The organism is Streptomyces sp. KR80 (assembly GCF_052245555.1).
GTDB lineage: Bacteria > Actinomycetota > Actinomycetes > Streptomycetales > Streptomycetaceae > Streptomyces.
Genome location: NZ_JBQQCD010000007.1, coordinates 26,931 through 47,776 on the forward strand (window position 1 = coordinate 26,931; position 20,846 = coordinate 47,776).

Sequence of the window (20,846 nt, forward strand, 5' to 3'; positions counted from 1 at the left end):
CTGCGGCGGGGCTCATGCTGGGCTGCCGGTCGGGTCGGTCCCGACGGGCTTGCGGCCGGGGTCGTCCGGGGCCGCCTCTCACCGGAGCGTCAGAGGATGACGGTTCGGTGGTCCCGTCGGGCGGTCGGCTTCACGGCCTTTGGGGAGCCGGGCCCCGGAACTCGGTCGAGCCCGATGACGAGCGGCCGTGGTGCCGGGGTGAATGTGCGCGGTGGGGTTTCGGCGGCCGCGGGTCCGGGGGCGGCGGTCCCCGCGCCGGGTCGCCGGGTCAATGGGGCACGGAGGCATCCCCGGGCGTGGAAGGGACTCTTCGGAGGCCGCCAGCGGTACGTACCGGGGGCCGGTCGACGGCCGACCGCGGTTTCTCGCGGCGGCGCGGACCTGCGGTTGGCTCGGCCATCGCGGCGCCGCGCCCGGTGGGACGGGGCCCGTGATGGCGAGGGCAAAACGGTGATTGACCCCGATTGGCGCGAGCCAATCGGGGTGTGGCACACTAGCCAGGTTGCTCGGTTGAGTGCCGATGCTGCACGTCTCCCGCCGGGAGGACTGGAAGCGAGTCCCGCAGTACTCGTCGCCCCTCATCAGGGACGGAAGTACGGGAATCTTCCGGGAAGTGTCAGCGGGGCACCGGCCAGGCGCCCGGTGGGTCTCCTTCCCCCGGACCCGCGGTTCGCGCCGCACCCCTTGGCAGGGAATCCCTCGTGGGACATCTGTCTGGTGGGACTGCGACACGCCCGACCGCGTGGGTCGAGGAAAAGGGCCTCCGGGTCCCAGAGCGTTACGAGAGACAGGACTACGAAGTAGCCATGGCGGGACAGAAGATCCGCATCCGGCTCAAGGCCTACGACCACGAGGTCATCGACTCCTCGGCGAAGAAGATCGTCGAGACGGTGACCCGCACTGGTGCGTCGGTCGCGGGCCCGGTGCCGCTGCCCACTGAGAAGAACGTGTACTGCGTCATCAAGTCGCCGCACAAGTACAAGGACTCGCGCGAGCACTTCGAGATGCGTACGCACAAGCGCCTCATCGACATCCTCGACCCCACGCCGAAGACCGTCGACTCGCTGATGCGTCTCGACCTGCCGGCCGGCGTCGACATCGAGATCAAGCTCTGAGGTGACGCGCGAGATGGTTAAGCAGATCAAGGGCGTCCTGGGCGAGAAGCTCGGCATGACGCAGGTGTGGGACGAGAACAACCGCGTCGTCCCGGTCACCGTCGTCAAGGCCGGTCCCTGCGTCGTGACCCAGGTCCGCACCAATGACGTGGACGGCTACGACGCCGTCCAGATCGCCTTCGGCGAGATCGACCCGCGCAAGGTGAACAAGCCCCTCAAGGGCCACTTCGCCAAGGCCGACGTCACCCCGCGCCGCCACCTGGTGGAGCTGCGTACCGTCGACGCCGGCGAGTACACGCTCGGCCAGGAGATCACCGCCGAGGTGTTCGAGGCGGGCGTCAAGGTCGACGTGACCGGCAAGAGCAAGGGCAAGGGCACCGCCGGTGTCATGAAGCGTCACGGCTTCCACGGCCTCGGCGCCGGACACGGCACCCAGCGCAAGCACCGCTCGCCCGGCTCCATCGGTGGCTGCGCCACCCCGGGCCGCGTGTTCAAGGGCCTGCGCATGGCCGGCCGCATGGGCAACGAGCGGGTCACCACCCAGAACCTGACCGTCCACGCCGTTGATGCGGAGAAGGGCCTGCTGCTCATCAAGGGCGCGGTTCCTGGTCCGAACGGCGGCCTCGTCCTGGTCCGTACCGCGGCCAAGGGGGCCTGAGGTAAATGAGCACCATTGACATCCTTTCGCCGGCAGGCGACAAGGCCGGGACCGTCGAGCTCCCCGCGGAGATCTTCGACACGCAGGTCAGCGTTCCGCTGATCCACCAGGTCGTCGTCGCCCAGCTGGCCGCTGCCCGTCAGGGCACGCACAAGACGAAGACCCGCGGCGAGGTCCGCGGCGGTGGCAGGAAGCCGTACCGCCAGAAGGGCACCGGTCGGGCGCGCCAGGGTTCGACTCGCGCTCCGCAGTTCGCCGGCGGTGGCGTCGTGCACGGTCCCGTGCCCCGCGACTACTCGCAGCGCACCCCGAAGAAGATGAAGGCCGCCGCGCTGCGCGGTGCCCTCTCCGACCGGGCGCGCCACAACCGAATCCACGTCGTGTCCGGCGTGGTCGAGGGCGAGATCTCGACCAAGGCCGCCAAGAACCTGCTCGGCAAGATCAGCGAGCGCAAGAACCTGCTCCTGGTCGTCGAGCGGTCCGACGAGGTCGCGTGGCTGTCCGCCCGCAACCTGCCCCAGGTGCACATCCTGGAGCCGGGCCAGCTGAACACGTACGACGTGCTCGTCTCCGACGACGTGGTCTTCACCAAGGCCGCCTTCGACAGCTTCGTGGCTGGTCCCAAGGCCGCCCAGCTCGAAGGGAGCAACGCCTGATGGCTGAGACCGCTGTCACCAGCAAGACCTTCACGGACCCGCGGGACATTCTGTTCAAGCCGGTGGTCTCCGAGAAGAGCTACGCGCTGCTGGACGAGAACAAGTACACCTTCATCGTCGACCCGCGCGCCAACAAGACCCAGATCAAGCAGGCCGTCGAGGCGGTCTTCTCGGTCAAGGTCACCGGGGTCAACACGATCAACCGGCAGGGCAAGCGCAAGCGCACTCGCACCGGCTACGGCAAGCGCGCCGACACCAAGCGCGCCATCGTGACCCTCGCCGAGGGCGACCGTATCGACATCTTCGGCGGCCCGGTCTCCTAACGGAGTCCGAGTCGTCCGATATCGGACGAGGACTGAGAAATGGGTATCCGCAAGTACAAGCCGACGACCCCGGGCCGTCGTGGCTCCAGCGTCGCCGACTTCGTCGAGGTCACGCGGTCCACGCCGGAGAAGTCGCTGGTCCGCCCTCTGCACAGCAAGGGCGGCCGTAACAACGCCGGTCGTGTGACCGTTCGCCACCAGGGCGGTGGCCACAAGCGCGCCTACCGCGTGATCGACTTCCGTCGTCACGACAAGGACGGCGTGCCGGCCAAGGTCGCGCACATCGAGTACGACCCGAACCGCACCGCACGCATCGCGCTGCTGCACTACGCGGACGGCGAGAAGCGCTACATCCTCGCCCCGGCTCGGCTGAGCCAGGGCGACCGGGTTGAGAACGGCCCCGGGGCCGACATCAAGCCGGGCAACAACCTCCCGCTGCGCAACATCCCGGTGGGTACGGTCCTCCACGCCATCGAGCTGCGGCCCGGTGGCGGCGCGAAGATCGCCCGCTCCGCCGGTTCCTCCGTGCAGCTGATGGCGAAGGAGGGCACCTACGCCCACCTGCGCATGCCCTCGGGCGAGGTCCGGCTGGTCGACATCCGCTGCCGCGCCACCGTCGGTGAGGTCGGCAATGCCGAGCAGTCGAACATCAACTGGGGCAAGGCCGGCCGTATGCGCTGGAAGGGCGTCCGCCCGACCGTCCGCGGTGTCGCCATGAACCCCGTCGACCACCCGCACGGTGGTGGTGAGGGCAAGACCTCCGGTGGTCGCCACCCGGTCTCGCCCTGGGGTCAGAAGGAAGGACGTACGCGCCGGCCGAAGAAGGCCAGCAACAAGCTCATCGTCCGCCGCCGCAAGACCACCAAGAAGCGCTAGGAGCAGGTCAGATGCCGCGCAGTCTCAAGAAGGGGCCCTTCGTCGACGACCACCTCACCAAGAAGGTGGATGCACAGAACGACGCGGGAACCAAGAACGTCATCAAGACCTGGTCCCGCCGCTCGATGATCGTGCCGGCCATGCTCGGCCACACGATCGCGGTGCACGACGGCCGCAAGCACGTCCCGGTGTTCGTCACCGAGTCGATGGTCGGCCACAAGCTCGGCGAGTTCGCTCCGACCCGTACGTTCCGCGGCCACGAGAAGGACGACCGCAAGTCGCGTCGTCGCTGATCGGCGGAGTGCGAAGACTATGACTGACACCGAAGGGACAACCATGGAAGCCAGGGCTCAGGCGCGGTACATCCGCGTCACGCCCATGAAGGCCCGCCGCGTGGTGGACCTCATCCGTGGCATGGATGCCGCGGAGGCCCAGGCGGTCCTGCGTTTCGCCCCGCAGGCCGCGAGCGTGCCGGTCGGCAAGGTGCTCGACAGCGCCATTGCCAACGCCGCGCATAACTACGACCACACCGACGTCGACAGCCTCTTCATCTCCGAGGCGTACGTCGACGAGGGCCCGACCCTGAAGCGGTTCCGTCCGCGTGCCCAGGGCCGTGCCTACCGGATCCGCAAGCGGACCAGCCACATCACCGTGGTCGTCAGCAGCAAGGAAGGAACCCGGTAATGGGCCAGAAGGTAAACCCGCACGGGTTCCGGCTCGGCATCACCACGGACTTCAAGTCCCGCTGGTACGCCGACAAGCTGTACAAGGACTACGTCAAGGAAGACGTCGCCATCCGCCGGATGATGACGAAGGGCATGGAGCGCGCCGGTATCTCCAAGGTGGAGATCGAGCGCACCCGTGACCGCGTCCGCGTCGACATCCACACCGCCCGGCCGGGCATCGTCATCGGCCGCCGCGGCGCGGAGGCCGACCGTATCCGCGGCGAGCTGGAGAAGCTCACCGGCAAGCAGGTCCAGCTGAACATCCTCGAGGTCAAGAACCCCGAGACCGACGCTCAGCTGGTCGCCCAGGCCGTCGCCGAGCAGCTGTCCTCCCGCGTCTCCTTCCGCCGTGCGATGCGCAAGAGCATGCAGAGCACGATGAAGGCCGGCGCCAAGGGCATCAAGATCCAGTGTGGTGGCCGTCTCGGCGGTGCCGAGATGTCGCGCTCGGAGTTCTACCGCGAGGGCCGGGTGCCCCTGCACACGCTCCGCGCCAACGTCGACTACGGCTTCTTCGAGGCCAAGACCACCTTCGGCCGCATCGGCGTGAAGGTCTGGATCTACAAGGGCGACGTTAAGAACATCGCCGAGGTGCGCGCCGAGAACGCCGCCGCCCGTGCCGGGTCCCGCCCGTCGCGTGGTGCCGGTGAGCGCCCGGCCCGTGGTGGCCGTGGTGGCGAGCGGGGCCGCGGCCGCAAGCCGCAGCAGCAGTCGGCTCCGGCTTCCGAGGCCCCCAAGGCCGAGGCTCCGGCCGCTGCCGCTCCGGCTGAGACCACCGGAACGGAGGCCTGACCGACATGCTGATCCCCCGCAGGGTCAAGCACCGCAAGCAGCACCACCCGAAGCGCAGTGGTATGGCCAAGGGCGGCACCGAGCTTGCGTTCGGCGAGTACGGCATCCAGGCGGTGACCCCGGCGTATGTGACGAACCGGCAGATCGAAGCGGCTCGTATCGCCATGACCCGCCACATCAAGCGTGGCGGCAAGGTCTGGATCAACATCTACCCGGACCGTCCGCTCACGAAGAAGCCGGCCGAGACCCGGATGGGTTCCGGTAAGGGCTCTCCGGAGTGGTGGGTCGCGAACGTCAAGCCCGGTCGGGTGATGTTCGAGCTGTCCTACCCGAACGAGAAGACTGCTCGCGAGGCGCTCACCCGCGCCGCGCACAAGCTTCCGATGAAGTGCCGGATCGTTCGGCGCGAGGCAGGTGAGTCGTGATGGCGGCCGGAACCACGGCGTCCGAGCTGCGCGAGCTGAACAACGAGGATCTCGTTGCCAAGCTGCGTGAGGCCAAGGAGGAGCTGTTCAACCTCCGCTTCCAGGCGGCGACCGGACAGCTCGAGAATCACGGCCGGCTGAAGGCCGTCCGCAAGGACATCGCCCGGATCTACACCCTGATGCGCGAGCGCGAGCTCGGCATCGAGACGGTGGAGAGCGCCTGATGAGCGAGAAGAATGTGACTGAAACGAAGCAGGAGCGCGGTTTCCGCAAGACCCGTGAGGGTCTGGTCGTCAGCGACAAGATGGACAAGACCGTCGTCGTCGCCGTCGAGGACCGCGTCAAGCACGCGCTGTACGGCAAGGTCATCCGCCGTACGAACAAGCTCAAGGCGCACGACGAGCAGAACGCCGCGGGTATCGGCGACCGCGTCCTCCTCATGGAGACCCGGCCGCTGTCCGCGACCAAGCGCTGGCGCGTCGTCGAGATCCTCGAGAAGGCCAAGTAGGCAATTCCCGCAAGGGGATTCCAGAGAAAACAGCCTGAAGGCATTCGCCTTCTGGACAGTTCCGCCAGGCTCGGCGGGGGACCTCCCCGGAGGCCCCCCGCCGGGAACCGGCAGACGATCAGGAGATAGACGTGATCCAGCAGGAGTCGCGACTGCGCGTCGCCGACAACACGGGGGCGAAGGAAATCCTTTGCATCCGTGTTCTCGGCGGTTCCGGTCGCCGCTACGCGGGCATCGGTGACGTCATCGTCGCCACCGTCAAGGACGCGATCCCCGGTGGCAACGTGAAGAAGGGTGACGTCGTCAAGGCGGTCATCGTGCGAACCGTGAAGGAGCGCCGCCGCCCGGACGGCTCGTACATCCGCTTCGATGAGAACGCGGCCGTCATCCTCAAGAGCGATGGCGACCCCCGCGGCACCCGCATCTTCGGCCCCGTGGGCCGTGAGCTGCGCGAGAAGAGGTTTATGAAGATCATCTCGCTCGCGCCGGAGGTGCTGTAACCGATGAAGATCAAGAAGGGCGACCTGGTCCAGGTCATCACCGGTAAGGACAAGGGCAAGCAGGGCAAGGTCATCCAGGCCTACCCGCGCGAGGACCGCGTCCTGGTCGAGGGTGTCAACCGGGTCAAGAAGCACACGAAGGCCGGCCAGACCGCTCGTGGTTCGAAGACCGGCGGCATCGTGACGACCGAGGCCCCGATCCATGTGAGCAACGTTCAGCTCGTCGTGGAGAAGGACGGCAAGAAGGTCGTCACCCGCGTCGGGTACCGCCGCGACGACGAGGGCAACAAGATCCGCGTTGCCAAGCGGACCGGTGAGGACATCTGATGACTGCCACCACCACCACCATCGCACCGCGCCTCAAGACGCGGTACCGCGAAGAGATCCAGGCCAAGCTGCGTGACGAGTTCGGCTACCAGAACGTCATGCAGATCCCGGGCCTGACCAAGATCGTGGTCAACATGGGTGTGGGCGACGCCGCCCGCGACTCCAAGCTGATCGAGGGCGCCATCCGCGACCTCGCCACGATCACCGGCCAGAAGCCGGCCGTCACCAAGGCCCGTAAGTCCATCGCGCAGTTCAAGCTGCGCGAGGGCCAGCCCATCGGCGCCCACGTCACCCTCCGGGGTGACCGCATGTGGGAGTTCCTGGACCGCCTGCTGTCGCTCGCGCTGCCGCGCATCCGCGACTTCCGGGGTCTGTCGCCGAAGCAGTTCGACGGTCGCGGCAACTACACCTTCGGTCTCACGGAGCAGGTCATGTTCCACGAGATCGACCAGGACAAGATCGACCGGGTCCGAGGCATGGACATCACCGTGGTCACCACGGCGTCCAACGACGAGGAGGGCCGCGCCCTGCTGCGCCACCTCGGCTTCCCGTTCAAGGAGAACTGACCGTGGCGAAGAAGGCTCTGATCGCTAAGGCCGCCCGCAAGCCGAAGTTCGGTGTGCGCGCGTACACCCGCTGCCAGCGCTGCGGCCGGCCGCACTCCGTCTACCGCAAGTTCGGCCTCTGCCGCGTGTGCCTTCGTGAGATGGCTCACCGTGGCGAGCTGCCGGGCGTGACCAAGAGCTCCTGGTGACCAGCCCGTCCGTCGCCCGCCAGTGCCCCGCGCGGGCGCCCCGGCGGGCGACAGGACGGATGCTGGTACCGGGTGCTCGGTAAGCACATGGATGGCGGGCGCCCGCTCCGTACGGCCCTGACGCTCACGTAGAGTGGAGGGGTTGGGCACCCGCCGCCCATGGTCGCCTGCGGGCGAAGCCCGCTGTTGATACCGACTACGCCGTAGGTCCCCGCGCCGCACCTGTCCCGACACCGATCGGGGAGAAGGATGGCGCAGATAGGAAACCCCGGCGAGAGAGGCCGAAGGCCATCATGACCATGACCGATCCGATCGCAGACATGCTGACCCGTCTGCGAAACGCGAATTCGGCGTACCACGACACCGTGTCGATGCCGCACAGCAAGATCAAGTCGCATATCGCGGAGATCCTCCAGCAGGAGGGTTTCATCACCGGCTGGAAGACCGAGGACGCCGAGGTCGGCAAGAACCTCGTCCTCGAGCTTAAGTACGGCCCCAACCGCGAGCGCTCGATCGCCGGCATCAAGCGGATTTCGAAGCCGGGTCTGCGGGTCTACGCAAAGTCCACCAACCTGCCGAAGGTGCTCGGCGGCCTGGGCGTGGCGATCATCTCCACGTCTCACGGACTGCTCACCGACAAGCAGGCCAGCAAGAAGGGTGTGGGCGGGGAAGTCCTCGCCTACGTCTGGTAATCGGGAACGGAGGAAAAGCAATGTCGCGCATCGGCAAGCTCCCCATCCCGGTTCCCACCGGCGTGGACGTCACCATCGATGGCCGGACGGTCTCGGTGAAGGGCCCCAAGGGTTCCCTCTCCCACACCGTCGCCGCGCCGATCGAGATCGCCAAGGGCGAGGACGGCACCATCAAGGTGACCCGCCCGAACGACGAGCGTCAGAACAAGGCCCTGCACGGCCTGTCCCGCACGCTGGTGGCGAACATGGTCACCGGTGTGACCCAGGGATACGTCAAGAAGCTCGAGATCAGCGGTGTCGGTTACCGCGTCGCGGCGAAGGGCTCCAATCTGGAGTTCTCGCTGGGCTTCAGCCACCCGATCCTTGTCGAGGCCCCCGAGGGCATCTCCTTCAAGGTGGAGTCCCCGACCAAGTTCAGCGTCGAGGGCATCGACAAGCAGAAGGTCGGCGAGGTCGCCGCGAACATCCGCAAGCTGCGCAAGCCCGACCCGTACAAGGCCAAGGGCGTCAAGTACGAGGGCGAAGTCATCCGCCGCAAGGTCGGAAAGGCTGGTAAGTAAGCCATGGCATACGGTGTGAAGATCGCCAAGGGCAAGGCCTACAAGGGCGCTGCTCTCAAGCGTCGCCACATCCGCGTCCGCAAGCGGGTTTCCGGTACGCCGGAGCGTCCGCGCCTGGTCGTGACGCGGTCCAACCGCCACATGGTCGCCCAGGTGATCGACGACATCGCGGGCCACACGCTGGCCTCGGCGTCGACCCTGGACGCGTCCATCCGCGGCGGCGAGGGTGACAAGAGTGCCCAGGCCCAGAGGGTGGGCGCTCTGGTCGCCGAGCGCGCCAAGGCCGCCGGCATCGAGGCCGTCGTGTTCGACCGCGGTGGCAACAAGTACGCCGGGCGGATCGCCGCTCTGGCCGACGCCGCCCGCGAAGCCGGGCTCAAGTTCTGAGCCGGTTCCGTAGCTAGCGGACAAACGAGAGAGGTAAATCCAATGGCTGGACCCCAGCGCCGCGGTGGCGGCGCCGGTGGCGGCGAGCGGCGGGACCGGAAGGACCGGCGGGACGGCGGCGCTGCCGCCGAGAAGACCGCTTACGTCGAGCGTGTCGTCCACATCAATCGCGTCGCCAAGGTTGTGAAGGGTGGTCGTCGCTTCAGCTTCACCGCGCTGGTCGTGGTGGGTGACGGTGACGGCACCGTGGGTGTCGGATACGGCAAGGCCAAGGAGGTGCCGGCCGCCATCGCCAAGGGTGTGGAGGAGGCCAAGAAGCACTTCTTCAAGGTCCCCCGGATCCAGGGCACCATCCCGCACCCGATCCAGGGCGAGAAGGCTGCGGGCGTCGTCCTGCTCAAGCCGGCTTCCCCCGGTACCGGTGTGATCGCCGGTGGCCCGGTGCGCGCCGTTCTGGAGTGCGCCGGTATCCACGACGTGCTCAGCAAGTCGCTCGGCTCGTCGAACCCGATCAACATCGTGCATGCCACGGTGGAGGCGCTCCAGGGGCTGCAGCGTCCCGAGGAGATCGCCGCCCGTCGTGGCCTGCCGCTGGAGGACGTCGCCCCCGCCGCTCTGCTGCGGGCGCGTGCCGGAGTGGGTGCGTAATGGCCCGCCTCAAGATCACGCAGAAGAAGTCCTACATCGGCAGCAAGCAGAACCACCGCGAGACCCTTCGTTCGCTCGGCCTGAAGCGCGTGAACGACGTGGTTGTCAAGGAGGACCGTCCGGAGATCCGCGGCATGGCGAACACCGTGCGGCACCTCGTGACGGTTGAGGAGGTCGACTGACATGGCGGAGCAGAACCCGCTGAAGGTCCACAACCTCCGGCCCGCCCCTGGCGCCAAGACCGCGAAGACCCGGGTCGGTCGTGGTGAGGCGTCCAAGGGCAAGACCGCTGGTCGTGGCACCAAGGGCACCAAGGCCCGCTACCAGGTTCCGGAGCGCTTCGAGGGTGGGCAGATGCCCCTCCACATGCGCCTTCCGAAGCTGCGGGGCTTCAAGAACCCGTTCCGCACCGAGTACCAGGTCGTGAACCTGGACAAGCTGGCCGCGCTCTACCCGCAGGGTGGCGAGGTCACAGTGGCCGACCTGGTCGCCAAGGGTGCGGTGCGCAAGAACCAGCTCGTCAAGGTGCTGGGCAACGGCGAGATCTCCGTGGCGCTGCAGGTGACGGTCGACGCCGTCTCCGCCTCCGCCAAGGAGAAGATCACTGCCGCTGGCGGCACCGTCACCGAGCTTGTTTGAGCCCGATGACTGCATCGGCCGGGGATGTCCTTACCAGGGGCATCCCCGGTCGGTCGTTCCAAGGGGGGCACGTCCGCCGGTATGGTGGCGTGCATTGTTGCTGTAATTACCTGGGACCGTGACAGCTGCGGCTGTCGCCGCGGGCCCCGGGGGACCCGGCCGCGCGGTCTGCCGCGGGGCTTTTGCTTGACCTGACCTGTAAACGCCGATTTCTCGACCGTCACCTCTCGCGCAGATACGCGGGGGTCGCAGGAGGCACCGTGCTCACCGCGTTCGCCCGGGCGTTCAAGACGCCCGACCTGCGCAAGAAGCTGCTGTTCACGCTGGGCATCATCGTGCTCTTCCGCTTCGGAGCGCACATTCCGATCCCCGGGGTCGACTATCAGACCGTCAACTTCTGTGTGGACCAGACCAAGGGACAGGCGGGTGATCTCTTCGGGCTGGTCAACATGTTCAGCGGTGGAGCCCTGCTGCAGCTGACGATCTTCGCGCTGGGGATCATGCCGTACATCACGGCGAGCATCATCCTGCAGCTGCTCACCGTGGTGATTCCGCGTCTTGAGGCCCTCAAGAAGGAAGGCCAGGCCGGCCAGGCCAAGATCACGCAGTACACCCGATACCTGACCGTCGCGCTCGCCGTCCTGCAGGGCACCGGTCTGGTGGCCACGGCCCGCAGCGGCTCGTTGTTCCCGAACTGCGAGAAGGCCGGGGAGATCATTCCCGACCAGTCGATCTTCGTCACCGTCACCATGGTCATCTGCATGACTGCGGGCACGGCGCTGATCATGTGGCTCGGTGAGCTGATCACCGACCGCGGCATCGGCAACGGTATGTCGATCCTGATGTTCATCTCGATCGCCGCCGGCTTCCCCGGTGCGCTCTGGGCGATCAAGCAGCAGGGCAAGATCATGAACGGCTGGCTCGAGTTCGGCGTGGTCATGCTGGTCGGCTTCGCGATGGTGGGCCTGGTCGTCTTCGTCGAGCAGGCGCAGCGCCGCATCCCGGTGCAGTACGCGAAGCGCATGATCGGCCGCAGGTCCTACGGAGGTACGTCCACGTACATCCCCTTGAAGGTGAATCAGGCAGGTGTGATTCCTGTCATCTTCGCCTCGTCGCTGCTCTACATTCCGGCCTTGATCGTTCAGTTCAGTGGATCGAAGGCGGGATGGGCCACCTGGATCGACCGGCATCTCGTCCGGGGCGACCACCCGTACTACATGGTCACGTACTTCGTGCTCATCGTTTTCTTCGCCTTCTTCTACGTGGCCATCTCGTTCAACCCCGAGGAAGTCGCCGACAACATGAAGAAGTATGGTGGCTTCATCCCGGGCATCCGGGCTGGTCGACCCACTGCTGAGTACCTGAGCTACGTGCTCAACCGGATCACCTGGCCGGGGTCGCTGTATCTGGGCTTGATCGCGCTTGTGCCAACGACGGCGTTGGCAGGCTTCGGAGCGAATCAGAACTTCCCGTTCGGCGGGACGAGCATCCTGATCATCGTGGGTGTGGGTCTGGAGACCGTTAAGCAGATCGAGAGCCAGCTTCAGCAGCGTAACTACGAAGGGTTCCTCCGCTGATGCGAATCGTCCTCGTCGGGCCGCCTGGGGCCGGCAAGGGTACGCAGGCTGCGTACCTCGCCAAGAACCTCTCGATCCCGCACATCTCCACGGGCGACCTCTTCCGCGCGAACATCAGCCAGGGGACGCCCCTGGGTAAGCAGGCGCAGGAGTACATGAACGCCGGCGAGCTGGTACCGGATGAGGTCACCATCGGGATGGCGAAGGAGCGGCTCGAGAAGCCCGACGCCGCGGACGGTTTCCTGCTGGACGGCTTTCCGCGGAACCTCGCCCAGGCGGAGGCGCTCGACGAGATCCTCGTCGAGAAGGGCATCGCCCTCGACGGCGTGCTCGACCTGGAGGTTCCGGAGGCCGAGGTCGTGAAGCGGATCGCGGGGCGTCGCACCTGTCGCAGCGACAGTGCGCACACCTTTCACGTCGAGTACAAGAAGCCCAGGGTCGAGGGCGTCTGCGACGAATGCGGCGGCGAGCTGTACCAGCGCGGGGACGACAGCGAGGAGACCGTCCGCAAGCGGCTCGAGGTCTACCACCGCGAGACCGAGCCGATCATCGACTACTACAAGGCTCAGGGCCTGGTCGTGACGATCTCGGCGCTCGGCAAGGTCGCCGAGGTCACGCAGCGGGCGATGGAAGCGCTCCGGCAGAAGGCCGCCTAGCGCTGCCTTGCGGCTAAACCGCCGCAGCTCTCGCGGGGGTAGTTGCTCGCTGTCGGGGTTCCTCAATTGATGGTTGCAGTCAAGACGGCCGCGGTGCCCGCTGAGGCATCGCGGCCGTACGGTTGTGACCAGACATGTCATAGAAGTGCGGAAGGCAAGTGATGGTGGAGATCAAGACCCCGGAGCAGATCGCGAAGATGCGTGCCGCGGGGCTGGTCGTGGCGAAGATCCACGAGGCGTGCCGCGCGGTCGCCGTCCCGGGGGCATCCACCAAGGATCTCGACGACGCGGCCAGGAAGGTGCTCGCCGAGCACGGCGCCAAGTCGAACTTCCTCGGCTACGGCGGTTTCCCCGCGACCATCTGCACGTCGGTGAACGACGTCGTGGTACACGGCATCCCGGACACCGAGACCGTCCTCCAGGACGGCGACATCATCTCCATCGACGCCGGTGCCATCGTTGACGGCTGGCACGGCGACGCGGCCTTCACCGCGTTCGTGGGCGGCGGTCACGCTCCGCAGCTGCACGAGCTCAGCCGGGTCACGGAGGAGTCGATGTGGGCCGGTATCGCCGCCGTGAAGAACGGCAACCGACTGATCGACATCTCCCGGGCGATCGAGGGGTACATCCGCCGACAGCCGCGCCCGGCGTCCGGCAAGTACGGAATCATCGAGGACTACGGCGGCCACGGCATCGGCTCCCAGATGCACATGGACCCGCACCTGCTGAACTACGTCGAACGCAAGCGCGGCCGCGGACCCCGCCTGGTGCCCGGCTTCTGCATCGCGATCGAGCCGATGGTGAGCCTGGGCACCCCGAAGACCCACGTCCTCGAGGACGACTGGACGGTCAAGACCGACGACGGGACCTGGTCCTCGCACTGGGAGCACTCGGTCGCGCTGACGGAGAAAGGCCCCCTGGTCCTCACCGCCGTCGACGGTGGCAAGGCGAAACTCGCCGAGCTCGGTGTTACAGCTGCCCCAGACCCCATGGGTTAACGATCTCGCCTCGTGGGCACCCTTACTCGATTCGTCTTTCCGGATGCGCTGACGTAGACTGATGCGTCGGCTCTCGTGCACTCGTATGTCCGCATGCCTGCATGAGCGCTGATCAAGGTAGCCGATTCGAAGGGCGAAGCGTGGCCAAGAAGCAAGGTGCCATCGAAATTGAGGGCACCGTGATCGAGTCTCTCCCGAACGCCATGTTCAAGGTGGAGCTCCAGAACGGTCACAAGGTCCTCGCGCACATCAGCGGCAAGATGCGGATGCACTACATCCGTATCCTCCCCGATGACCGGGTCGTGGTGGAGCTTTCCCCGTACGACCTGACGCGCGGCCGGATCGTCTACCGCTACAAGTAGATCTTGCCTTCGCCCCGCTCCCGTGGGGTGACGGCACTGACCCGGAGAACCTCACATCCCATGAAGGTCAAGCCGAGCGTCAAGAAGATCTGCGACAAGTGCAAGGTGATCCGCCGCCACGGCCGGGTCATGGTCATCTGCGACAACCTGCGCCACAAGCAGCGCCAGGGCTGACGCACGACCCGCACCTCGCAGTTCTTCGCGCGACGCACAGCACTACGTACATTCGCAGTCACCCGACCCCCAGCAGCTGGGGGCCGACACCCTCGGTCGGAGGCCGGGGACCCGGAATCGCTCCTCGTAGAGGCAGGCGGTCCGGGAGCGGTGCTGCGGAAGACCTCCGCTAGCCAACAGGAGCCACATCAATGGCACGCCTCGCAGGCGTTGACCTTCCGCGCGAGAAGCGCGTGGAGGTCGCCCTCACCTACGTCTTCGGCATTGGTCGCACCCGTGCCCAGGAGACCCTGAAGAACACCGGTGTGAACCCGGACACCCGCGTACGCGACCTGGCCGAAGAGGACCTGGTCAAGCTCAACAAGTACGTGGACGCCAACTACAAGACCGAGGGTGACCTCCGTCGCGAGGTTCAGGCCGACATCCGCCGCAAGGTCGAGATCGGCTGCTACCAGGGCCTGCGCCACCGCCGTGGCCTGCCGGTCCACGGTCAGCGCACTCACACCAACGCCCGCACCCGCAAGGGCCCGCGTCGCGCCATCGCCGGCAAGAAGAAGCCGGGCAAGAAGTAGTCCTCACCGGACGCTCATCAGCGGTCCGAGCTGTAGGACCGACCACCTCCACGGGAGAAGATTCACAGAATGCCTCCGAAGAGCCGTACGGCCGGCGCCAAGAAGGTGCGCCGCAAGGAGAAGAAGAACGTCGCCCACGGGCACGCTCACATCAAGAGCACGTTCAACAACACGATCGTCTCGATCACCGACCCGACCGGGAACGTGATCTCTTGGGCCTCGGCCGGCCACGTCGGCTTCAAGGGCTCGCGCAAGTCCACCCCCTTCGCCGCGCAGATGGCCGCCGAGTCGGCCGCCCGCCGCGCGCAGGAGCACGGCATGCGCAAGGTGGACGTCTTCGTCAAGGGTCCCGGCTCCGGCCGTGAGACCGCGATCCGCTCGCTGCAGGCCACCGGCCTCGAGGTGGGTTCGATCCAGGACGTGACGCCCACTCCGCACAATGGCTGCCGCCCGCCGAAGCGGCGTCGAGTCTGACCCGCTGACGTAGGAGACAGAAGACAATATGGCGCGTTACACCGGGGCCGACTGCAAGCGTTGCCGTCGGGAGAAGCAGAAGCTCTTCCTCAAGGGGAGCAAGTGCGAGAGCGCGAAGTGCCCGATCGAGATCCGTCCTTACCCCCCGGGTGAGCACGGGCGCGGGCGCACCAAGGACAGCGAGTACCTGCTGCAGATGCGTGAGAAGCAGAAGGCCGCTCGTATCTACGGTGTCCTTGAGAAGCAGTTCCGTGGTTACTTCCAGGAGGCCAACAGGCGGTCCGGCAAGACCGGCGAGAACCTGCTGCGCATCCTGGAGACCCGGCTCGACAATGTGGTCTACCGGGCGGGCTTCGCCAAGTCCCGGGACCACGCCCGTCAGCTGGTCCGCCACGGCCACATCAACGTGAACGGCCGCAAGACCGACATCCCGTCGGCCCGCGTAGCCGTGAACGACATCATCGAGGTGCGCGAGTCCTCCCGTAACCTGACCCCCTTCCAGGTGGCTCAGGCGGAGGCCGGCGAGAAGACCGTCCCGGCCTGGCTGGAGGCGATCCCGTCGAAGCTGCGGATTCTCGTGCACTCGCTGCCCGAGCGCCCGGTGATCGACACCCAGGTGCAGGAGCAGCTGATCGTCGAGCTCTACTCGAAGTAAAGGGTTCAGCGGTCGCGGGCGGTACGGTCCCGGTCGGGTCGTACCGCCCGTATCCTTGCAGTACCCGGCACCGGACCCCCGTCCGGTGGCAGCTCAGCTGGCATCAAATAGCGGGTGCCAAGACTGGAGGCAATTCCTCATGCTGATCGCTCAGCGTCCCTCGTTGACCGAAGAGGTCGTCGACGAATACCGCTCCCGGTTCGTGATCGAGCCGCTGGAGCCGGGCTTCGGCTACACCCTCGGCAACTCCCTGCGCCGTACGCTCCTCTCCTCGATCCCCGGTGCTGCTGTCACCAGCATCCGGATCGACGGCGTCCTGCACGAGTTCACCACCGTGCCGGGCGTCAAGGAGGACGTCACCGACCTCATCCTCAACATCAAGCAGCTGGTCGTCTCCTCGGAGCACGACGAGCCGGTCGTCATGTACCTGCGCAAGCAGGGCCCCGGTCTGGTCGCCGCTGCCGACATCGCTCCGCCGGCCGGCGTCGAGGTGCACAACCCCGACCTGGTGCTCGCCACCCTGAACGGCAAGGGCAAGCTCGAGATGGAGCTGACCGTCGAGCGCGGTCGCGGCTATGTCTCGGCCGTGCAGAACAAGCAGGTGGGCCAGGAGATCGGCCGGATCCCGGTCGACTCCATCTACAGCCCGGTGCTCAAGGTCACGTACAAGGTCGAGGCGACCCGTGTCGAGCAGCGCACCGACTTCGACAAGCTGATCGTCGACGTCGAGACCAAGCAGGCCATGCGGCCGCGCGACGCTATGGCGTCGGCCGGTAAGACCCTGGTCGAGCTGTTCGGCCTGGCCCGCGAGCTCAACATCGACGCCGAGGGCATCGACATGGGCCCGTCCCCGACGGACGCCGCCCTGGCCGCTGACCTGGCGCTGCCGATCGAGGAGCTCGAGCTCACCGTCCGGTCGTACAACTGCCTCAAGCGCGAGGGCATCCACTCCGTGGGCGAGCTCGTGGCGCGTTCCGAGGCCGACCTGCTCGACATCCGCAACTTCGGCGCGAAGTCGATCGACGAGGTCAAGGCGAAGCTGGCCGGCATGGGCCTGGCCCTCAAGGACAGCCCGCCCGGCTTCGACCCGACCGCCGCCGCCGACGCCTTCGGGGCGGACGACGAGGGCGACACGGGATTCGTCGAGACCGAGCAGTACTGAAGTCGCCTCCCGGCGGGGGCTGGGGGAGCAGAGGCGCGGTGCGCCCTTGCGGCCCCCCGGTCCCGGCCGGGGCACGCTTCGCGGCCCGGCGGGACCGGGGAACAGGGGCGGTGTGCCGCCTCCGGGGCCCGGCTTCGGTCGGGCTGCGGGCCGCGTCTCCGGGCGCGACCACGACTTCCGGTGGGCAAGAGCCTGCCGGTAACTGACACCGGTACCTGATACGGCCGGTGCAGACATCAAGGAGAAGAACCATGCCGAAGCCCGCCAAGGGCGCCCGTCTGGGCGGCAGCGCTGCGCACGAGCGGCTCATGCTGGCGAACCTCGCCACCGCGCTGTTCGAGCACGGCCGCATCACGACCACCGAGGCCAAGGCCCGCCGCCTGCGTCCGGTGGCCGAGCGTCTGATCACCAAGGCGAAGAAGGGCGACCTTCACAACCGCCGTCTGGTGCTCCAGACGATCCGCGACAAGGGTGTCGTCCACACCCTCTTCACGGAGATCGGCCCGCGCTACGAGAACCGTCCGGGTGGCTACACCCGGATCACCAAGATCGGCAACCGTCGGGGCGACAACGCCCCCATGGCGGTCATCGAGCTGGTCGAGGCCCTGACCGTGCAGCAGGAGGCGGTGGGTGAGGCCGAGGCCGCCACCAAGCGCTCCGCCAAGGAGGCTGCCGGTGACCAGGCTGTCGCGGACCTGAAGAAGGACGCGGCCGCCGAGGCCGAGGCGAAGGACGAGGCCGCCGAGGCCCCGGCCGAGGAGTCCGAGTCCAAGGACGCCTGACGCTCGCAGAGCGTGGTACGTAGGGACGGGCCCGCCCCCAGGCTGCTGGGGGCGGGCCCGTTCCGCTTGCCGCTTGAGAGGATCTTCTGGTGAGTGACGACGTGGAGCCCGGTCACGTACGGGTGCGGCTGGACCTTTCGTACGACGGGAGGGACTTCTCCGGCTGGGCCCGGCAGCGGGAGCGCCGTACGGTCCAGGGCGAGCTGGAGAGCGCGCTGCAGACGGTGATGAGACTGCCGGACCCGGTGGAGCTGACCGTGGCCGGACGTACGGACGCGGGTGTGCACGCCCGCGGGCAGGTCGCGCACGTCGACCTGCCCGAGGACGTCTGGGGCGCGCATGCGGACAAGCTTCTGCGGCGACTCGCGGGCCGACTTCCGCACGATGTCCGGGTGTGGCGGATCAGCGAGGCCCCGACGGGCTTCAACGCGCGGTTCTCCGCGATCTGGCGGCGGTACGCGTACCGGGTCGGCGACCACCGCGGCGGCGTCGACCCGCTGCGCCGCGGCCACGTCCTGTGGCACGACTGGCCGCTCGACGTCGACCTGATGAACCAGGCCGCGAAGCGGCTGCTCGGCGAGCACGACTTCGCCGCCTACTGCAAGAAGCGCGAGGGCGCGACGACGATCCGCAAGCTGCTCGATCTGCACTGGGAGCGACCGGACCAGGGGCAGGCGGACGCCGGCCTGGCGGTCGCGACCGTTCGTGCCGACGCCTTCTGCCACAACATGGTCCGCGCCCTGGTGGGCGCGCTGCTCCTGGTCGGCGACGGCCACCGCCCGGTCGACTTCCCGCGGGCGGTCCTCGCCGGCCGCGTCCGCCACTCGGCGGTCAACGTCGTACGGCCGCACGGCCTGACGCTCGAGGAGGTCGGCTACCCGCCGGACGACCAGCTCGCGGCCCGCAATCGCGCGGCCCGCAACAAGCGGTCGCTGCCGAGTGCGGCGGCCGGTGCGGGAGTCCGGGCCGGAGCGGGCGGCTGCTGCTGAGGGGCCGGCCCCTCCGAGGTCGACTCAGCCCGGACTGAGATGGAGTTCGGGCACTGCCGGGTTCCCGGTGCGGACGGTGTCAGGGCGCGGGGCGGTGCGGGGGGAGGCCCGCGGCAGCGGCCAGGGAGAGGTCCAGGCTTTCGCGGCGGATGCGCAGGTCCACGTAGAGCAGGGCCGTGACGATGTGGCCGAACGGGATGGTGAGCGCCGTGCCGAGCAGGGCGCCCAGAAGGGCGAGGCCCATGACGCCGCCCAAGACGGCGAAGCTCGGCCCCTCAGGTCCGACGTCGGCCAAGGGCACGGAGAACATGCCGGCCATGGCGAACGGCATCTGCACGAATTGGGAAACCGCCGAGGCGATCAGGCTGGCCAGCACCGTGATGCCGAACACCCGCCACCACGAGCCCGCGACCAGTCCCCAGGAGCGGCGCAGTGCGGCCACCGGTGACTGCTTCTCGAGCGCCGCGGCCGTCGGTGCCAGGGAGAGCCGTATGTACACGAACATCCCGAGGGGGACGGTCAGGAAGAAGATGGCCATGATCGTGACCATCGCGATGAGCGGCTCGGCCACAACAGGCATCAGCATCACGGGGAGGACCATCAGCAGCATCACCGGGGCGAGGAACAGGCCGGTCAGCAGCTGCGCGCCCAGCACCGACAACAGCCTCGGACGTGCTTGCCGCCAGGTCTCACCGATCGTGATGGGCCGGCCAAGCACCGCCTGGGACACGATGGCGGGGTACGCGGCCTGGAGCGCGGACATCGCCAGCAGCCCGGCCAGCGCCCAGACCGGCAGAACGACGCCGAACGCCGTGAGAACCGCGATGAGTTGGGAACGGCTGGGCTCGACCGGGTCGGCCGATGGGGTGAGCGGGTCCAGGACGACGCTCAGGGTGTCGGCGACACTGGCGTACGCGGCCGCGCCGACCGCCGCGACCACCAGGGCGAGGAGGCCGAGGATGGCGGCGGTGAAGCCGAAGACCGGTGCCCAGTAGCGGCCCAGGACGCTGAAGGCGCCGTTCAGCAGATCGCCGAGGGACAGCGGGCGGAGCGGGATCACGCCTGGTTCGGGTGCGGGCGGCGGCCCGCCCCATACGCCCGGCCCGGGCCCGTTCGTCGGCCCAGGACCGCCCCACCCCACGTTGTCCGCCACAGCAACCCCCGTACTCGTATTCGATCAATGGCGGGGACTGTAGCGAATCACGCGCAGACATCGGGGTCTTTTCGGCGACGAATCGGTATCGGCGAAAGGGTTGTACGGTCCTGGATGACCAGCTCGTCAACGGCCCGGGCCGGGCCGCGGGCGACGATGCGGCCGCCCGCCCCACGACTGCTGTCAGCGCTGCCGTTCGTGCAAAGGTGATCAAGAGTGGTAGCTTTCCGGTCGCGCCGATCGGCGCATGACCAGCAATCGTTCTGATCAGGGGGATGTGTGAGCGTGAAGTTCCGTCAGGCTGCCGTGGCAGCGGTTGTGGCAGCCGGTCTGGCGCTGTCGCTGGGATCGGGGACGGCGTCGGCGTCGAGCGCCTACAAGTTCCGGGGCGGCAAGGCCTGGTTCCAGTCCAAGGGCGAGATCCTCAAGGTCTACGACACGAAGGCCGGCAGGACCGGCATCTACGTCATCGTCGAGGACACGTCCGCGAAGAACCCGACGTACGACGACTGCGCCGTGAAGGGCAAGGGCAAGGTCAAGACCTGCAACATGTCCTTCAAGAACGGACACAAGCTGCAGTTTACGGTCTTCTCGTACCGGAAGCTCAGCGACCACAGCACCCGGAAGTACATCACCAGCTACACCGACAGGGCGTAGCCGGGCATGGCGAAGGGCCCGGATCAAGCACGGGATCCGGTCCCTCCGCC

Annotated in this window: 34 protein-coding genes; 33 read left to right on the plus strand and 1 reads right to left on the minus strand. The window is 67.4% G+C overall.

Annotation, left to right across the window (positions count from 1 at the left end; all coding sequences use genetic code 11):
- The first annotated feature begins 806 nt into the window (after nucleotides 1–806).
- From rpsJ to truA, 32 genes are all read left to right on the plus strand, one after another.
- Complete coding sequence (gene rpsJ, locus ACTWQI_RS12665) at nucleotides 807–1,115, plus strand: 30S ribosomal protein S10 (protein WP_003948644.1); 309 nt, start codon at nucleotides 807–809, stop codon at nucleotides 1,113–1,115.
- A gap of 13 nt (nucleotides 1,116–1,128) precedes the next feature.
- On the plus strand, nucleotides 1,129–1,773 hold the full coding sequence (gene rplC, locus ACTWQI_RS12670; RefSeq protein WP_443269969.1) for a 50S ribosomal protein L3: 645 nt from the start codon (nucleotides 1,129–1,131) through the stop codon (nucleotides 1,771–1,773).
- A gap of 5 nt (nucleotides 1,774–1,778) precedes the next feature.
- A complete protein-coding gene (gene rplD, locus ACTWQI_RS12675) occupies nucleotides 1,779–2,429 on the plus strand; it encodes a 50S ribosomal protein L4 (RefSeq protein ID WP_443269970.1) in 651 nt (216 codons plus the stop codon).
- Nucleotides 2,429–2,752 (plus strand): 50S ribosomal protein L23, encoded by a 324-nt coding sequence (gene rplW, locus ACTWQI_RS12680; RefSeq protein WP_443269971.1) that lies wholly within the window; start codon nucleotides 2,429–2,431, stop codon nucleotides 2,750–2,752. The genes rplD and rplW overlap by 1 nt, the downstream gene beginning before the upstream one ends.
- A 39-nt stretch (nucleotides 2,753–2,791) precedes the next feature.
- Nucleotides 2,792–3,628, plus strand: coding sequence for a 50S ribosomal protein L2 (gene rplB / locus ACTWQI_RS12685; RefSeq protein WP_443269973.1), 837 nt, complete (start codon nucleotides 2,792–2,794; stop codon nucleotides 3,626–3,628).
- Between the two features lie 11 nt (nucleotides 3,629–3,639).
- On the plus strand, nucleotides 3,640–3,921 hold the full coding sequence (rpsS, locus tag ACTWQI_RS12690; RefSeq protein ID WP_443269975.1) for a 30S ribosomal protein S19: 282 nt from the start codon (nucleotides 3,640–3,642) through the stop codon (nucleotides 3,919–3,921).
- Between the two features lie 43 nt (nucleotides 3,922–3,964).
- Complete coding sequence (gene rplV / locus ACTWQI_RS12695; RefSeq protein ID WP_030420835.1) at nucleotides 3,965–4,312, plus strand: 50S ribosomal protein L22; 348 nt, start codon at nucleotides 3,965–3,967, stop codon at nucleotides 4,310–4,312.
- Nucleotides 4,312–5,145: a 30S ribosomal protein S3 gene (gene rpsC / locus ACTWQI_RS12700; RefSeq protein ID WP_443269977.1), complete on the plus strand. Its 834-nt coding sequence runs from the start codon at nucleotides 4,312–4,314 to the stop codon at nucleotides 5,143–5,145. The genes rplV and rpsC overlap by 1 nt, the downstream gene beginning before the upstream one ends.
- A gap of 5 nt (nucleotides 5,146–5,150) precedes the next feature.
- Nucleotides 5,151–5,570 (plus strand): 50S ribosomal protein L16, encoded by a 420-nt coding sequence (gene rplP, locus ACTWQI_RS12705; protein WP_009715875.1) that lies wholly within the window; start codon nucleotides 5,151–5,153, stop codon nucleotides 5,568–5,570.
- Nucleotides 5,570–5,794: a 50S ribosomal protein L29 gene (gene rpmC / locus ACTWQI_RS12710; RefSeq protein ID WP_443269979.1), complete on the plus strand. Its 225-nt coding sequence runs from the start codon at nucleotides 5,570–5,572 to the stop codon at nucleotides 5,792–5,794. Before rplP ends, rpmC begins: the two co-directional genes overlap by 1 nt.
- Nucleotides 5,794–6,078, plus strand: coding sequence for a 30S ribosomal protein S17 (gene rpsQ, locus ACTWQI_RS12715; RefSeq protein WP_443269981.1), 285 nt, complete (start codon nucleotides 5,794–5,796; stop codon nucleotides 6,076–6,078). The genes rpmC and rpsQ overlap by 1 nt, the downstream gene beginning before the upstream one ends.
- A 131-nt stretch (nucleotides 6,079–6,209) precedes the next feature.
- On the plus strand, nucleotides 6,210–6,578 hold the full coding sequence (rplN, locus tag ACTWQI_RS12720; RefSeq protein ID WP_443269983.1) for a 50S ribosomal protein L14: 369 nt from the start codon (nucleotides 6,210–6,212) through the stop codon (nucleotides 6,576–6,578).
- A 3-nt stretch (nucleotides 6,579–6,581) separates the two neighbouring features.
- Nucleotides 6,582–6,905 carry a 50S ribosomal protein L24 gene (rplX, locus tag ACTWQI_RS12725; protein WP_443269985.1) on the plus strand — a complete coding sequence of 108 codons (324 nt, stop codon included), beginning with the start codon at nucleotides 6,582–6,584 and terminating at the stop codon, nucleotides 6,903–6,905.
- Entirely contained in the window at nucleotides 6,905–7,471 is a 567-nt protein-coding gene (gene rplE, locus ACTWQI_RS12730; protein ID WP_443269987.1) for a 50S ribosomal protein L5, read from the plus strand. Before rplX ends, rplE begins: the two co-directional genes overlap by 1 nt.
- 2 nt (nucleotides 7,472–7,473) lie before the next feature.
- A complete protein-coding gene (locus ACTWQI_RS12735; protein ID WP_003956452.1) occupies nucleotides 7,474–7,659 on the plus strand; it encodes a type Z 30S ribosomal protein S14 in 186 nt (61 codons plus the stop codon).
- 293 nt (nucleotides 7,660–7,952) lie between these two features.
- Complete coding sequence (gene rpsH / locus ACTWQI_RS12740; RefSeq protein ID WP_443269989.1) at nucleotides 7,953–8,351, plus strand: 30S ribosomal protein S8; 399 nt, start codon at nucleotides 7,953–7,955, stop codon at nucleotides 8,349–8,351.
- 20 nt (nucleotides 8,352–8,371) lie between these two features.
- Complete coding sequence (rplF, locus tag ACTWQI_RS12745; protein ID WP_443269990.1) at nucleotides 8,372–8,911, plus strand: 50S ribosomal protein L6; 540 nt, start codon at nucleotides 8,372–8,374, stop codon at nucleotides 8,909–8,911.
- A gap of 3 nt (nucleotides 8,912–8,914) precedes the next feature.
- Nucleotides 8,915–9,298, plus strand: coding sequence for a 50S ribosomal protein L18 (rplR, locus tag ACTWQI_RS12750; protein WP_443269991.1), 384 nt, complete (start codon nucleotides 8,915–8,917; stop codon nucleotides 9,296–9,298).
- Nucleotides 9,299–9,340: 42 nt separating this feature from the next.
- Nucleotides 9,341–9,946 (plus strand): 30S ribosomal protein S5, encoded by a 606-nt coding sequence (gene rpsE / locus ACTWQI_RS12755; protein WP_443269992.1) that lies wholly within the window; start codon nucleotides 9,341–9,343, stop codon nucleotides 9,944–9,946.
- The gene (gene rpmD, locus ACTWQI_RS12760) at nucleotides 9,946–10,128 is read left to right on the plus strand and encodes a 50S ribosomal protein L30 (protein WP_443269993.1); all 183 of its coding nucleotides are present in this window, start codon (nucleotides 9,946–9,948) and stop codon (nucleotides 10,126–10,128) included. The genes rpsE and rpmD overlap by 1 nt, the downstream gene beginning before the upstream one ends.
- 1 nt (nucleotide 10,129) lies before the next feature.
- Nucleotides 10,130–10,585 carry a 50S ribosomal protein L15 gene (rplO, locus tag ACTWQI_RS12765; RefSeq protein WP_443269994.1) on the plus strand — a complete coding sequence of 152 codons (456 nt, stop codon included), beginning with the start codon at nucleotides 10,130–10,132 and terminating at the stop codon, nucleotides 10,583–10,585.
- 260 nt (nucleotides 10,586–10,845) lie between these two features.
- Nucleotides 10,846–12,162, plus strand: a complete 1,317-nt coding sequence (gene secY, locus ACTWQI_RS12770) for a preprotein translocase subunit SecY (protein WP_443269995.1) — start codon at nucleotides 10,846–10,848, stop codon at nucleotides 12,160–12,162.
- Complete coding sequence (locus ACTWQI_RS12775; RefSeq protein ID WP_443269997.1) at nucleotides 12,162–12,818, plus strand: adenylate kinase; 657 nt, start codon at nucleotides 12,162–12,164, stop codon at nucleotides 12,816–12,818. The genes secY and ACTWQI_RS12775 overlap by 1 nt, the downstream gene beginning before the upstream one ends.
- A gap of 161 nt (nucleotides 12,819–12,979) precedes the next feature.
- On the plus strand, nucleotides 12,980–13,816 hold the full coding sequence (gene map / locus ACTWQI_RS12780) for a type I methionyl aminopeptidase (RefSeq protein ID WP_443270000.1): 837 nt from the start codon (nucleotides 12,980–12,982) through the stop codon (nucleotides 13,814–13,816).
- A gap of 140 nt (nucleotides 13,817–13,956) precedes the next feature.
- The gene (infA, locus tag ACTWQI_RS12785) at nucleotides 13,957–14,178 is read left to right on the plus strand and encodes a translation initiation factor IF-1 (RefSeq protein WP_003956442.1); all 222 of its coding nucleotides are present in this window, start codon (nucleotides 13,957–13,959) and stop codon (nucleotides 14,176–14,178) included.
- Between the two features lie 60 nt (nucleotides 14,179–14,238).
- The gene (rpmJ, locus tag ACTWQI_RS12790; RefSeq protein WP_003956441.1) at nucleotides 14,239–14,352 is read left to right on the plus strand and encodes a 50S ribosomal protein L36; all 114 of its coding nucleotides are present in this window, start codon (nucleotides 14,239–14,241) and stop codon (nucleotides 14,350–14,352) included.
- 191 nt (nucleotides 14,353–14,543) lie between these two features.
- Nucleotides 14,544–14,924: a 30S ribosomal protein S13 gene (gene rpsM / locus ACTWQI_RS12795; RefSeq protein ID WP_443270003.1), complete on the plus strand. Its 381-nt coding sequence runs from the start codon at nucleotides 14,544–14,546 to the stop codon at nucleotides 14,922–14,924.
- A 69-nt stretch (nucleotides 14,925–14,993) separates the two neighbouring features.
- Complete coding sequence (rpsK, locus tag ACTWQI_RS12800) at nucleotides 14,994–15,398, plus strand: 30S ribosomal protein S11 (RefSeq protein ID WP_009715860.1); 405 nt, start codon at nucleotides 14,994–14,996, stop codon at nucleotides 15,396–15,398.
- A gap of 28 nt (nucleotides 15,399–15,426) precedes the next feature.
- Complete coding sequence (gene rpsD / locus ACTWQI_RS12805) at nucleotides 15,427–16,053, plus strand: 30S ribosomal protein S4 (protein ID WP_443270005.1); 627 nt, start codon at nucleotides 15,427–15,429, stop codon at nucleotides 16,051–16,053.
- 139 nt (nucleotides 16,054–16,192) lie between these two features.
- Nucleotides 16,193–17,215, plus strand: a complete 1,023-nt coding sequence (locus ACTWQI_RS12810) for a DNA-directed RNA polymerase subunit alpha (RefSeq protein ID WP_443270007.1) — start codon at nucleotides 16,193–16,195, stop codon at nucleotides 17,213–17,215.
- Nucleotides 17,216–17,466: 251 nt separating this feature from the next.
- Nucleotides 17,467–17,997, plus strand: coding sequence for a 50S ribosomal protein L17 (gene rplQ / locus ACTWQI_RS12815; protein ID WP_443270009.1), 531 nt, complete (start codon nucleotides 17,467–17,469; stop codon nucleotides 17,995–17,997).
- 89 nt (nucleotides 17,998–18,086) lie between these two features.
- Nucleotides 18,087–18,986 (plus strand): tRNA pseudouridine(38-40) synthase TruA, encoded by a 900-nt coding sequence (gene truA / locus ACTWQI_RS12820; RefSeq protein ID WP_443270011.1) that lies wholly within the window; start codon nucleotides 18,087–18,089, stop codon nucleotides 18,984–18,986.
- A 79-nt stretch (nucleotides 18,987–19,065) separates the two neighbouring features.
- Here the strand turns inward: truA and ACTWQI_RS12825 are convergent, their stop codons facing one another.
- Nucleotides 19,066–20,046 (minus strand): hypothetical protein, encoded by a 981-nt coding sequence (locus ACTWQI_RS12825; protein ID WP_443270012.1) that lies wholly within the window; start codon nucleotides 20,044–20,046, stop codon nucleotides 19,066–19,068.
- A 378-nt stretch (nucleotides 20,047–20,424) separates the two neighbouring features.
- Here ACTWQI_RS12825 and ACTWQI_RS12830 point away from each other — a divergent pair, with 378 nt between their 5' ends.
- Nucleotides 20,425–20,796, plus strand: coding sequence for a hypothetical protein (locus ACTWQI_RS12830; protein ID WP_443270013.1), 372 nt, complete (start codon nucleotides 20,425–20,427; stop codon nucleotides 20,794–20,796).
- The last annotated feature ends 50 nt before the right edge of the window (nucleotides 20,797–20,846 follow it).

Bases quoted from the DNA above. Each gene is read 5' to 3' on its own strand.
- rpsJ (WP_003948644.1), top strand. From the start codon at position 807: ATGGCGGGACAGAAGATCCGCATCCGGCTCAAGGCCTACGACCACGAG.
- rplC (WP_443269969.1), top strand. From the start codon at position 1,129: ATGGTTAAGCAGATCAAGGGCGTCCTGGGCGAGAAGCTCGGCATGACG.
- rplD (WP_443269970.1), top strand. From the start codon at position 1,779: ATGAGCACCATTGACATCCTTTCGCCGGCAGGCGACAAGGCCGGGACC.
- rplW (WP_443269971.1), top strand. From the start codon at position 2,429: ATGGCTGAGACCGCTGTCACCAGCAAGACCTTCACGGACCCGCGGGAC.
- rplB (WP_443269973.1), top strand. From the start codon at position 2,792: ATGGGTATCCGCAAGTACAAGCCGACGACCCCGGGCCGTCGTGGCTCC.
- rpsS (WP_443269975.1), top strand. From the start codon at position 3,640: ATGCCGCGCAGTCTCAAGAAGGGGCCCTTCGTCGACGACCACCTCACC.
- rplV (WP_030420835.1), top strand. From the start codon at position 3,965: ATGGAAGCCAGGGCTCAGGCGCGGTACATCCGCGTCACGCCCATGAAG.
- rpsC (WP_443269977.1), top strand. From the start codon at position 4,312: ATGGGCCAGAAGGTAAACCCGCACGGGTTCCGGCTCGGCATCACCACG.
- rplP (WP_009715875.1), top strand. From the start codon at position 5,151: ATGCTGATCCCCCGCAGGGTCAAGCACCGCAAGCAGCACCACCCGAAG.
- rpmC (WP_443269979.1), top strand. From the start codon at position 5,570: ATGGCGGCCGGAACCACGGCGTCCGAGCTGCGCGAGCTGAACAACGAG.
- rpsQ (WP_443269981.1), top strand. From the start codon at position 5,794: ATGAGCGAGAAGAATGTGACTGAAACGAAGCAGGAGCGCGGTTTCCGC.
- rplX (WP_443269985.1), top strand. From the start codon at position 6,582: ATGAAGATCAAGAAGGGCGACCTGGTCCAGGTCATCACCGGTAAGGAC.
- rplE (WP_443269987.1), top strand. From the start codon at position 6,905: ATGACTGCCACCACCACCACCATCGCACCGCGCCTCAAGACGCGGTAC.
- rpsH (WP_443269989.1), top strand. From the start codon at position 7,953: ATGACCATGACCGATCCGATCGCAGACATGCTGACCCGTCTGCGAAAC.
- rplF (WP_443269990.1), top strand. From the start codon at position 8,372: ATGTCGCGCATCGGCAAGCTCCCCATCCCGGTTCCCACCGGCGTGGAC.
- rplR (WP_443269991.1), top strand. From the start codon at position 8,915: ATGGCATACGGTGTGAAGATCGCCAAGGGCAAGGCCTACAAGGGCGCT.
- rpsE (WP_443269992.1), top strand. From the start codon at position 9,341: ATGGCTGGACCCCAGCGCCGCGGTGGCGGCGCCGGTGGCGGCGAGCGG.
- rpmD (WP_443269993.1), top strand. From the start codon at position 9,946: ATGGCCCGCCTCAAGATCACGCAGAAGAAGTCCTACATCGGCAGCAAG.
- rplO (WP_443269994.1), top strand. From the start codon at position 10,130: ATGGCGGAGCAGAACCCGCTGAAGGTCCACAACCTCCGGCCCGCCCCT.
- ACTWQI_RS12775 (WP_443269997.1), top strand. From the start codon at position 12,162: ATGCGAATCGTCCTCGTCGGGCCGCCTGGGGCCGGCAAGGGTACGCAG.
- map (WP_443270000.1), top strand. From the start codon at position 12,980: ATGGTGGAGATCAAGACCCCGGAGCAGATCGCGAAGATGCGTGCCGCG.
- rpmJ (WP_003956441.1), top strand. From the start codon at position 14,239: ATGAAGGTCAAGCCGAGCGTCAAGAAGATCTGCGACAAGTGCAAGGTG.
- rpsM (WP_443270003.1), top strand. From the start codon at position 14,544: ATGGCACGCCTCGCAGGCGTTGACCTTCCGCGCGAGAAGCGCGTGGAG.
- rpsK (WP_009715860.1), top strand. From the start codon at position 14,994: ATGCCTCCGAAGAGCCGTACGGCCGGCGCCAAGAAGGTGCGCCGCAAG.
- rpsD (WP_443270005.1), top strand. From the start codon at position 15,427: ATGGCGCGTTACACCGGGGCCGACTGCAAGCGTTGCCGTCGGGAGAAG.
- ACTWQI_RS12810 (WP_443270007.1), top strand. From the start codon at position 16,193: ATGCTGATCGCTCAGCGTCCCTCGTTGACCGAAGAGGTCGTCGACGAA.
- rplQ (WP_443270009.1), top strand. From the start codon at position 17,467: ATGCCGAAGCCCGCCAAGGGCGCCCGTCTGGGCGGCAGCGCTGCGCAC.